General features: G+C 49.8%; 8 protein-coding genes and 2 rRNA genes. 9 read left to right on the top strand and 1 reads right to left on the bottom strand.

Features of this window, described 5'->3' with window-relative positions; translation table 11 throughout:
* The 6 genes from GJ688_RS18645 to GJ688_RS18620 all read left to right on the top strand — a co-directional run.
* Positions 1 to 181: ribosomal RNA gene (locus GJ688_RS18645) — 23S ribosomal RNA — on the top strand; the annotation flags it as partial.
* A gap of 217 nt (positions 182 to 398) precedes the next feature.
* A complete protein-coding gene (locus tag GJ688_RS18640) occupies positions 399 to 1,838 on the top strand; it encodes a CAP-associated domain-containing protein (protein ID WP_155478021.1) in 1,440 nt (479 codons plus the stop codon).
* 225 nt (positions 1,839 to 2,063) lie between these two features.
* A complete protein-coding gene (locus tag GJ688_RS18635) occupies positions 2,064 to 2,363 on the top strand; it encodes a hypothetical protein (protein ID WP_155478020.1) in 300 nt (99 codons plus the stop codon).
* Between the two features lie 128 nt (positions 2,364 to 2,491).
* The gene (locus GJ688_RS18630) at positions 2,492 to 3,289 is read left to right on the top strand and encodes a nitroreductase family protein (RefSeq protein WP_155478019.1); all 798 of its coding nucleotides are present in this window, start codon (positions 2,492 to 2,494) and stop codon (positions 3,287 to 3,289) included.
* A gap of 311 nt (positions 3,290 to 3,600) precedes the next feature.
* The gene (locus tag GJ688_RS18625) at positions 3,601 to 5,583 is read left to right on the top strand and encodes a methyl-accepting chemotaxis protein (protein ID WP_155478018.1); all 1,983 of its coding nucleotides are present in this window, start codon (positions 3,601 to 3,603) and stop codon (positions 5,581 to 5,583) included.
* A gap of 261 nt (positions 5,584 to 5,844) precedes the next feature.
* On the top strand, positions 5,845 to 7,404 hold the full coding sequence (locus tag GJ688_RS18620; RefSeq protein ID WP_155478017.1) for a DUF3369 domain-containing protein: 1,560 nt from the start codon (positions 5,845 to 5,847) through the stop codon (positions 7,402 to 7,404).
* Positions 7,405 to 7,645: 241 nt separating this feature from the next.
* On the opposite strand, the gene GJ688_RS18615 is transcribed toward GJ688_RS18620, so the two are convergent.
* A complete protein-coding gene (locus GJ688_RS18615; RefSeq protein WP_155478016.1) occupies positions 7,646 to 7,897 on the bottom strand; it encodes an AbrB/MazE/SpoVT family DNA-binding domain-containing protein in 252 nt (83 codons plus the stop codon).
* Between the two features lie 132 nt (positions 7,898 to 8,029).
* Here GJ688_RS18615 and GJ688_RS18610 point away from each other — a divergent pair, with 132 nt between their 5' ends.
* From GJ688_RS18610 to GJ688_RS18600, 3 genes are all read left to right on the top strand, one after another.
* Positions 8,030 to 9,550: a phytoene desaturase family protein gene (locus GJ688_RS18610; protein WP_328597402.1), complete on the top strand. Its 1,521-nt coding sequence runs from the start codon at positions 8,030 to 8,032 to the stop codon at positions 9,548 to 9,550.
* 144 nt (positions 9,551 to 9,694) lie between these two features.
* Positions 9,695 to 9,901, top strand: coding sequence for a 4Fe-4S binding protein (locus GJ688_RS18605; protein ID WP_155478014.1), 207 nt, complete (start codon positions 9,695 to 9,697; stop codon positions 9,899 to 9,901).
* A 470-nt stretch (positions 9,902 to 10,371) separates the two neighbouring features.
* Positions 10,372 to 10,938: ribosomal RNA gene (locus GJ688_RS18600) — 16S ribosomal RNA — on the top strand; the annotation flags it as partial.

Below are 10,938 nucleotides of genomic sequence, written 5' to 3'. Positions count from 1 at the left end.
GTAGCTATGTCGGGAGCGGATAAGCGCTGAAAGCATCTAAGCGCGAAACCGACCCAAAGATGAGACTTCCCACTACGGAAGTAGGTAAGACCCCAGGAAGATGACCTGGTCGATCGGCCCGAGATGTACACGCCGTGAGGCGTTCAGTTGACGGGTACGAATCGGTCGAGGACTTGACCTTAATCGCTTTACGATACTTCTGTTCAGTTTTGAAGGAATCGAATCCTGAAGAAAAAACCTTTCTGTCCTCGACAGAAAGGTTTTTTTGTTTTTACGGCAAACTTCCGCCAAAAATACTGAATGGAGCAGGGGTTATAATGGGCATTGCTGAAAATAGTAAAGTGTACACCACTGTTCCTAAACTTGTTTAGAACTTCAACTTAAGGCGGAGGCAAAAGATGGGAAGAAGCCGAAAAAGAAGATTAGGGTCTGCGATACTCCTTACCTTCCTGTGTATATCGACGATATTTGCTATCTCAAGGACAGCGCTGGCCGAATCGAATCACTTCGGCGATAGTGGCAGTGACATTTCGATCGTCACTAATGGAAAGAAGGTCGATCTTCCACTGCCACCGTTGGTTGTAGGCGACCGGATTCTCATCCCCCTGCGTGCCGTCAGTGAAACGATCGGCGCTGACGCAACCTGGGACGAAGAGACGCGAACGATCCATGTGGAGCAGGGGACGACGACGACGTTTCTCTTATGGCCGGATTTGAATTGCATGAAGGTCAATGATGCGCTCAAACCGATGGAGGTCCCTCCGCGTATTATTGACGGGCGGACCTATGTTTCGCTTCGGTTTCTTAGTGAAGCCCTGGGAGATGAGGTGACTTGGGATTCGGCCGATCGAACTGCAAAGATCACTGTGTCTGGCAAAATCCCAGCCGTCAGCCCGAGCCAGAAAACCTCCCTGGAGTGGTCTATCTTCGGAATAAACGTGGGCGACAAAGAGGCCCATATTCGAGAAAAGCTCGGTGAACCGAGTCGCATCGATCCAGGAGAATACGGGTATGACTGGTGGATATATAATGCCGACCCGCTTCGCCTCGTGATGGTGGGCGTCGGAAAGGGAACCGTAAAAACCATCTTCACTACAGCCAAAGAGGCCCTAGTGGGAGGGATCTCTATCGGCGATAATCTGAAAACCCTAAAAAGACGCTACCCCCTTACGGAGAAGGTTCAGGTCGATATTCCAGAAGGGACCGTTGAATATGAATTGACCGACGAAGATCGTCAGACCCGACCGCTCTGGCTACAAGACGGTGTTGCGGCGATTTTTTACATCGATAAGCATCTCGATTCCCGCATCAGCGGCATTCGTTTGCTAGATGTGAACCAACTTTGGGTGGAACCCCATTATTCTTATCATGCTCGTTTGCGTAGATCGATCTCCTCGTTACCGGAGCCCTTTTTACAAGCTAAAAAGGCCCAGCCCATCTTGCAAGCCTACGAACGGCAAATCCTTGACTTGACCAACGGAGTCCGCAAGACGATGGGGCAGCATACGCTTGTCTGGAGTGAAGGAGCGGCGAGGGTCATCGGTAGTCACAATCGCGACATGATTGAGAACCGGTACTTTGGCCATGTTTCACCGTCCAAGGGAACCTTAGGTGACCGCCTCCAGTCGGCTGGGGTGGACTATGAACTGGCGGGGGAAAACCTGGCTATGGGGCAAGCCGACGCCATTGAGGCGATATTCGGTTGGCTCACCAGTGAAGGACACCGTGAGAACCTGTTAAATGACAAGTTTCGTGAAATCGGTGTAGGCGTTGATTTGGGGAAGGACGAGGAAGGGAACATCGTACGGTATTATGGTCAGAATTTCTTGGTCAAATAAAGTACGGTATCTCCTGTGAGTCGCTAACAAAGGAAGCTACTACGCTAAGTTAATTTCTTCCTTTTTATAGTGTTTGTACACATTGTGATATTGATTACATACGGATATAATAATAGATAGAGTCCATAGAATGTTTAGATAAACCAAAAGGTGAAAAAGTTGTTAAATACAATAATGTGTAGTTATCCAAAACCATCGCCAAATAATAAGTAAGAAGGCGATCCTATGGGAGATGTTATTGCATTCCCGAAGGGCATGACGCGAGTCACTTTAGAATCGGACCGGGTAGTCGTTGAGGCGGTCAACGAGGACAATGGCGGAATGATTCGGGTGGAGTTAGCCTGGAGATTCAAGGAGGAAGCTGTCAGTTATGGAGGGGTGACCGCGTACCGTGTTTCACTCAGCGGTCATACGGCTGATGGTAAACCGGCAACGCTTGTAACCTATACACCGTCAATCATGGATTTGCTTCAAAAAACCGGTTTTATTGCCGAAATTGAAGAAGATCCCGATAAAGGGAAATAGGAATAGCGCGTCCTCACGAGAGGGCGCTTTTATTTTATATGCCTTTCTTTTGGAATAATGGGAATCCTATTTCAATAAAATGTAAAGTGGTCCTTTCCCCCGGTTTTTGAAGGAGGTACGGTACCCTTATGGACATACCAGTCAAGCGATGGTTTGATGCGATCCCACAGCGCCGTTCCCGACGCAATTATACGGGACAAACCCTGCCTCCCCATATCCGGCAGCAGATCTCCGAGTTCATCGAATCGTGGAACGGTATTGTGGGTGGCGCAAGAATTGTCTTTGTCCCTCAAAATCCGGACAAGGTGTTTAAAGGTGCCGTCGGGTCCTATGGAAAAATTAAGAATGCTCCGGCTTATGCTGCCTTTATCGGTGATATGAGCCATCCTAACGTACAGGAGAACACGGGGTACTTAGGAGAAGGCTTTATCTTAGAGATGACCGCTTTAGGAATGGCCACTTGTTGGGTCGGAGGCATGTTCGACCCGAAGGTGGTGGAGGAACATATCCGGTTAGAGGCGACAGAGAAAGTTCTTTCCGTTACACCGATCGGCTATGCGACCAAGGACTACAGCTTTCAAGAAAAGCTCATGGCGGGCCTTGCCTCAGGGCAAAAGCGAAAAGAATTAGAGGATCTTTGTCTCACGCCGGGTACGGGAACTTGCCCGCCATGGGTCAAGTCGGCATTGAAAGCAGCCCAACTCTCTCCTTCGGCCGTAAACCGTCAACCTTGGCGGTTTTCCGTAGAGGACCAGGCGATTCAAATTTCTGTAGACAATGGCAAAGACACATACCATATCGCCAAACGCCTCGATTGCGGTATTGCCATGCTTCATCTGGAAGTTGGAGCCATGTTCAAGGGAATGAAAGGGTCTTGGAAGTCCGTCAAATCGCCCGATGTGGCACGTTTTGAAGTGATGCCATAGCTTCGGATGAGCTCCGGTTAGGTATTGAGAGTTCGATAAAAATGACGGCCTATCTCTTGTAAGGGGATAGGCCGTTTTTTGCGTTCGAGAAGACTTGTATGACATCGTGCACCGTAGAATTGGGTTTTCAAAATCATTCGAGAAAAATTCCAAGATCGGTAATCAAGCTGTCGAAGAACCCATAGTTTTTAAATTGTGTATATTAGGTTGAACAAAAATGCGCTAATTTCAACCGAACGGTTTTTCCGTTAAAACCGTAAGACAAAAAGAGGAGTGACGTTCGGAATGAACGCAAAAGAAGATGCGTGCCAGTGAGTAGTTTCCGGAACAAATTCATCATCGTCATCGGCTTCATCCTATCGTTGTCCCTGGTAACGGTAAACGGGCTCAACTACTGGGGTGCTCACGAGATGTTTGTGTCTGAAACGGAGCATAACCTGGTCAATCTGACGGAAGCGTATGGCAAAGAGGTGAGTCAGTGGCTCATCGTCCGGAAAACAGAAATGGAATTGTATGCGAATACCTTGCAACAACTTTTTTCGGGAGACAAAAAAGGGGCCGTTGCCTATTTGCAGTCTGAAAACAAACACAATGCTCACTTTCTTCAGCTTTTCATGGTCGATTTGCAGGGAAATGCTGCCTATACCGACGGAACCACCTATAATGTCGCCGAGAGAGAATACTTTAAGTTGGCCATCGGTGGTAAGACGAACATCTCTGATCCGGTGATCTCCAAAGTCGATGGAAAACGGATAGTCGTTGTCGCTGTTCCTCTGAGAAAAGACCAGGCAGTTGTAGGCATGGTGGGGGGGACATTGCTCATCGATGATTTTGCAGGCCGTATCGCCCAACAAAAAATCGGGAAAACGGGCTATCTCTATGTGGTTGAATCGGATGGTGCAGCGATTATCCATCCCGATAAGGAAAAAATCGGTGTAAATCCGATGAAGGATGACAAATACGATCCTTCTTTACGTGAAGCCTGGCGGCGCATGATCAGCGGCGAAAAAGGACTTACCGAGTATCGGATTAACGGCAGTGGTCGGTATATGGCCTTTTCACCGATTGAAGGGCAAAATTGGTTTATCGCGGTAACCATTCCTGTCGATGAATTGAGAGATAAGTTGTCATCCTTGTTGAACACTTCCCTGGGGACTATGGCTGCGATACTCGCTGCAGCTGTAGTGATGGCGATTATCTTTGCCCGCCGGCTCGCCAGTCCCCTTCGGGAAGTGTCCCAGTGCTTTACCCGGATGGCCCAAGGAGACATGTCCCAGGAGGTTCCGGCCTATCTGCAAAACTACAAAGACGAAATCGGTCTCCTGGCCCGATCGGCCCAAGAGCTTCACCATCATTTCCGTAGCGCCATTACCGGGATCATCGACGCGTCAGATCGACTCGACCAAAACAGCCAAAGCTTCAATGGCATGGTGACTGAGACCTTTTTGGAAATGGAGCGGATCTCTACCTCTTCCAAACAAATCGCAGCCACTTTTGAAACGGTCTCTGCCACTTCTCAAGAAGTGACGGCATCAAGTGAGAATATGGCTGCCAACTTGAGCACGGTGATGACTGACGTGCAGGAGGGTAGTATTCAAGCGGGCCAAATCGAACAAAAAGCCATTGCCGTCAAAGCAGAAGTTCAATCCTTCCGGCTATCGGCGACCGATCTGTATGGTCAGATCCGGGAAAAAGTGCTTCAAGCGATCGAACAGGCGAACATTGTCAACCAGATTTCCCACATGGCCGAGGCCATCTCTCAGATCGCCAGTCAGACGAACTTATTGGCCCTAAACGCGGCGATTGAGGCAGCCCGGGCTGGTGAACAAGGCAGGGGTTTCGCCGTCGTCGCCGAGGAAGTGAGAAAGCTAGCGGAAGAGTCTGCAACTACAGTCCGCCATATTCAGTCCTTGACGGGTCAAGTCCAGGAGACGATAAACAGCTTGGTTGAGAATGCAAACGATCTGCTGGCCTTTATCAACCAAAAGGTGGTACCCGATTATGAGTCTTTCGCGAATATCGCTCGTCAATATGAAGAAGACGCAAAACTTTTTTACAGCATTACGCAAGATACGAACGAAAAAATTCACCAGGTCGTAGCGGAAGTCAATGAGGTTCACCGGGCCATGGAAGATGTGGCAGGACTGATCGCTGACAACACGGAAGGATCTCAACAGATCGCCGCAGCAACCCAGATGGCAGTCAGTCGGATGGAAACAATCGGAGACTCATCGGTCTCACTGATGAATGTGGCCCGGTCATTGCAGGAGATGGTGCAGAAGTTTGAGCTCTAAGTCAAGGGAGCCAAAAGGTTGACCTAGTACAAGGGCGACTCGAAAGAACAAAAAGAAGGATTACCCTTCCAAACGAGATAGATGGATACCTAGTAGGGGATGACCTCTCTTTCGGAAAGTCATCCCCTTTCCTAAAAAAGTTGGAAGGATTTATTACCAACATCGTCGAATGTGAAAGTGATTGCTTATGCGAGCGTCGGCGGCAAAGTAGTAGATTCATGATCACCATCGATATTTGGCAGAAATGAGGCCGCATTCATCGTGTATAAATCTCCACTTAACTCCACTGACGACCGCTTCTGGATTGCCGATGAGCATGGAGGATCCCCCTTCGAACACAGGGATACTTGGAAAATTCTGATCATCGATGGTAACCCGGAGGTACATGCGGTCATCCGGACAGGTTTAATTAATGTAAAATTTGACGAAAAGCCTTTGTGCTTTTTTAATACCGCTTCGGAGAAGGAAGCGAAGCAACTCTTGCTGGAGCAGCCGGATGTCGCCCTCATCGTGCTCGGACGAGGCGAGGAGTCCATTGGTGTGGAATTGCGGCTTCTGCGATATATCCGGCAGGAACTAAATAACTCCCATGTTCGCATCATCTTGCTGAGTCCACATTCGGAATGTGAACCGGAAGAAAAGATGATTGTCGAATATGATATCAACGCCTATATGACCGCTCAGGAATTGACGTCACAGAAGCTTTTCTCCACTCTTTATGGTGCTTTGCGGTCGTACCGGGACATCATGACGATTGAGCTCAATCGCAAAGGGATGGAGAAAATCATAGAAGCCTCGGGGAGCATTTTTAAACTTCAATCGATGCGGACTTTCGCCTCCGGGATTTTGACGCAATTGACAGCACTGATGCGGCTGAATAAAAACGCCTTATATTGCCGCTTTTCTGGGTTTGCCGCCATGAAGAACCAGCACGACTTTTATATCTTAGCGGCGACGGGCGATTTTTCGCAGTTGGTTGACCAACCAGTTCAAAAGGTGCTCAGTCTATCGGTACGAGCGAGCTTGGAACAGGCGGTGATTGAGAAACGCAGTCTATGCTTGGGAAATCGCTATGTGGGATACTTTCAGAGCTTAAGTGGAACGGAAAACGTGGTCTATCTGGAAGGGGCACACCTTTGGAATGAGTGGGAACGAAACTGGGTAGAGTTATTCTGTTCCAATGTCGGCATCGCTTTTGACAACATCAGCTTGAATGACGAAATCGAAGCGACGCAGCGGGAGATCATCTTCACCTTAGGCGGTATGGTGGAGGCTCGCTCCAAGGAGACCGGTCACCATGTCAAGCGTGTCGCCGAATGTTCCAGTCTGTTAGCCCGGCTTTACGGCCTGAGTTCTGAAGAAGCGGAACTGCTGCGGTTGGCTTCGCCCATGCATGATGTAGGTAAAGTCGCTGTGGAAGATGCCATTTTAAATAAACCGGGAAGGCTGACTCGGGAAGAGTTCAATATGATGAAGAGTCATACTGTCCATGGTTTCGAAATGCTCTGCCACTCGAAGCGAAAGATTCTCCAAACGGCTGCTTGGATTGCGCTTCAGCACCATGAAAAATTCAACGGTCAAGGGTACCCCTATGGCCTTCGTGGGGATAAAATTCATATCCATGCACGCATCACTGCTGTCGCCGACGTTTTTGATGCCTTGAGCAATGATCGTTGTTATCGACCTGCCTGGCCAATGGAAAAAGTGGTCGACCTCTTTTGCCGGGAGCGGGGAGAACACTTCGATCCCGATTTAGTCGAATTGCTCATCGGAAATTTGGATCGTTTTATTGGGATTCAAAAAGCTTTTCCAGACGGGTAAAAAAGTGAGTCTCTGTGTTCACTCCGGGTCGATGCTGCATCGGCCCGGTTTTTCTGTTTCTCAGCGAGCATGGAATTGACTATAATGAAGAAAGCGAACCCTCTTCTCTGGCCGATAGGATCAGCCCAGGGAATCAGGTCCGCTTTCATGTACTGTCAGGAAATTGGGGAACTGCTCAGTAGGATCTTTGACGTATCGCCAGCAGCAAAGGGCCGCCAGGCGTATGTACCCTGTTCTGAGCTTAGGCTTCTGCGTTTTGAGCCATCGTGATGGCACACTCTTTGCAGACGACTTTGCCGCGGAAATTTTGCACATCGACGGCACTGCCACAGAAGATACAAGCTGGTTCATATTTTTTCAAAATGATCTTTTCGGCATCGACATAGATTTCCAGGGGATCCTTTTCGTCAATGCCCATGGTCCGGCGCAACTCGATGGGAATAACCACACGTCCGAGTTCGTCCACTTTGCGTACAATACCTGTTGACTTCATTGAACGTAGCTTCCTTTCCTTTTTCGACTTTATTCGACAGCGTTCAACAACCTAATCGTACCAACGATACCAAACAACGTCAAGATATTTTTTAATATTTGGGAGTGGATTTCTATACTTGAAGCAGTAGTTGTGGGCGCTGGGATGGGTGGGTTGGTATCGGCGGCCCTGCTGGCGAAGGCAGGCTGGAAGGTGACGGTCCTCGAACGGAATCACTATCCGGGCGGTTGCGCGGGAACCTTCGCCTATCGAGGGTATCGATTTGACGCAGGTGCCACCTTAGCAGGAGGTTTTTATCCCGGTGGACCCATGCATCAGTTGGGAGAAGCGTTGGGCATTTGTTGGAACGTACAGCCGATCGAGCCGGTGATGGTTGTACATCTGACGAAGGAACAAAGGGTATATTGCTGGGCTGATCAGCTGCGGTGGCAACAGGAACGACGACAACACTTTGGCGAAAAAGCAGAACCTTTTTGGCGATGGCAGGAAAGTACGGCCGCTGGACTTTGGTCATTCGCTGAGCTTAATCCGAATTGGCCGCCTCAGTCGTGGGCTGAAGTGAATACCCTTGTTCAGAAAGGACGTAAATGGCTGAGTCGGGAGGGCCTTTCGCAACTGGGGATGGTTACGGCGGTCAGGCAAACCGTAGGAGATAAAATCGGTAAGCTCGCACGATTGAAATCGAGTTCAATCGAAGCGGATTCTTTGGACCTCTTACGGCGATTTATCGACGCGCAACTGTTGATCGCAGCACAGTGTCCTGCTGATGAGGCGTTAGCGCTATATGGCGCTGCTGCGCTGGAACTGGCTCGGAGAGGCGTTGGCTGCTTGCGAGGCGGTATCGGAGGAATGGCGGAAGCGCTCGTGGAATCGATCCAACGATCCGGTGGAGCCGTACAGTACGGTTCTGAGGCCTCTCGGGTGCGGAGTGAAAAGGGTCAACCGGTAGCCGTAGAGACGGCTCAAGGAAAATCGATCCCGGCGGACCTAGTGCTGCTGAACCTTCCCCCGAATGATGCGCTATCCATGCTGGATACAGACCTGCAGGACGCATGGAAACCTTGGTGGGCAGAAAGAGCTATCTCGCATCGCGAGATGGAGGTTCCTGATGATGGATGGGGAGCTTTTATGGTGTATGTTGGCCTGGATGGCTCGGTCGTACCGGATGACTTTCCCCTGTCTCATCAGGTTCTGCGGCCTGAATCACTAGAAGGCCATGGCGTGTTTCTCACCCTAAGCCCAGCATGGGATCCGTCAAGAGCGCCTTTTCGTTGCCGTGCCCTGACGATGAGTACTCACACGGAGCTGGAACCCTGGTGGACGGCCCATCGACTAGGAAAAGACGTCTATGAACGGCGAAAGCACCAGTACACGGAGCAGATGCTTGATGCGGCGGAACAGGTCATCCCCGGCTTACGGACGGCAACCAAGGTCGTCTTAGCGGGGAGCCCCGTCACCTATCGACGTTTTACGGGGAGGTCAAAGGGATGGGTAGGCGGCTATCGCCAGAATTCCCTAACCCGTCTTTGGGGCCCTCGGATCACTGACCGTCTTTGGCTCGTGGGAGACAGCATCTTCCCTGGGCAGTCAACGGCGGCTGTAACCATAGGCGCGATGCGTGTGGTCGAAGCGATTTTGCAGCGCCTGAGTTGATTCAAGTGAAAGCGAAACGACATAGGATTGAATTCGATAAGATAGGATTTAGCAATGGGAAAGGGACAATCCGATTTTCAAAGGTACACCGATTTTCTTTGGAATGGTTAGAATCGTATGGTTTGAAAATGAGGAGGCAGAAACATGGAGGAGAAAGAACCCCGACTTTACCGGATTGAGAAGAATTGCATCGGCTGCCGATTCTGTGTCGATATCTGCAGTTGGGATGCTCTGGAGGGGAGAGGTCGAGAGCGGTCTTCGTTTAAAATTGATGAGAAGCTTTGTCCGGGCTGCGGTATCTGTGCCGATTGTTGCCCGGTAGGGGCCATTCAAAAGGTGAAAGATGAATGACTTTATATTCATTCGCAGGTCTCACTGAAATAACGTCCTATCGCTTCGGTGTATGATTGACTATCTTGGGTAAAGAACAATGATAAATCGCCGAGATATAATGAGGTGCTTGATTTTATCCACGCATAAAGAGCGAAAAATGGCACATCATTCTTATTGACAGGGCTTGTCTATAATGTTACGATAAATCACCACAAGCTCATGGGTGAGTTTTCTGTGGTAAAAGAAGAACCGTTCAACAAAAAAATCGGTAAAATTCTTAAACTTACCAGTTGCATATGAGTAGTCACTGTGGTAGAATTTATTCTTGTCGGCGCCACGTAAACGGTGACGATAAGAGTGAATCTGGTCCTTGAAAATCAAACAGTTGTTAAAGCAAAAGCGTGCGAAACCAAAGTCAATTCGGCCCGCGCAAGCGGGACGGACAATGATTTCATTTATGAGAGCTTGACTCAAGCTTATCTACATTTTTTGTGGAGAGTTTGATCCTGGCTCAGGACGAACGCTGGCGGCATGCCTAACACATGCAAGTCGAACGGAGAGCTGAAGTTTCGATGGAGGCTCTTAGTGGCGGACGGGTGAGTAACGCGTGGATAACCTGCCTGAGAGTGGGGGATAACAGCCCGAAAGGGCTGCTAATACCGCATAATGTTCCTGGAGGACATCCTTCGGGAACCAAAGGAGCAATCCGCTCTTGGATGGGTCCGCGTCCGATTAGCTAGTTGGTAGGGTAACGGCCTACCAAGGCGACGATCGGTAGCCGGCCTGAGAGGGTGAACGGCCACACTGGGACTGAGACACGGCCCAGACTCCTACGGGAGGCAGCAGTGGGGAATCTTCCGCAATGGGCGAAAGCCTGACGGAGCAATGCCGCGTGGGGGATGAAGGTCTTCGGATTGTAAACCCTTGTCTTCGGGGAAGAAAATTTGACGGTACCCGAGGAGGAAGCCCCGGCTAACTACGTGCCAGCAGCCGCGGTAATACGTAGGGGGCAAGCGTTGTCCGGAATGACTGGGCGTAAAGCGCGTGCAGGCGGA

This window comes from Heliobacterium mobile, assembly GCF_009720735.1.
In the GTDB taxonomy this organism is placed as follows: Bacteria; Bacillota; Desulfitobacteriia; order Heliobacteriales; family Heliobacteriaceae; genus Heliobacterium; species Heliobacterium mobile.
This window is presented reverse-complemented; position numbering and strand designations above follow the sequence as displayed.

Excerpts from the sequence above, each read along its gene's own strand:
- GJ688_RS18630 (WP_155478019.1), top strand. The coding sequence starts at position 2,492 with ATGGACATACCAGTCAAGCGATGGTTTGATGCGATCCCACAGCGCCGT.
- GJ688_RS18605 (WP_155478014.1), top strand. The coding sequence starts at position 9,695 with ATGGAGGAGAAAGAACCCCGACTTTACCGGATTGAGAAGAATTGCATC.
- GJ688_RS18635 (WP_155478020.1), top strand. The coding sequence starts at position 2,064 with ATGGGAGATGTTATTGCATTCCCGAAGGGCATGACGCGAGTCACTTTA.
- GJ688_RS18640 (WP_155478021.1), top strand. The coding sequence starts at position 399 with ATGGGAAGAAGCCGAAAAAGAAGATTAGGGTCTGCGATACTCCTTACC.
- GJ688_RS18615 (WP_155478016.1), bottom strand. The coding sequence starts at position 7,897 with ATGAAGTCAACAGGTATTGTACGCAAAGTGGACGAACTCGGACGTGTG.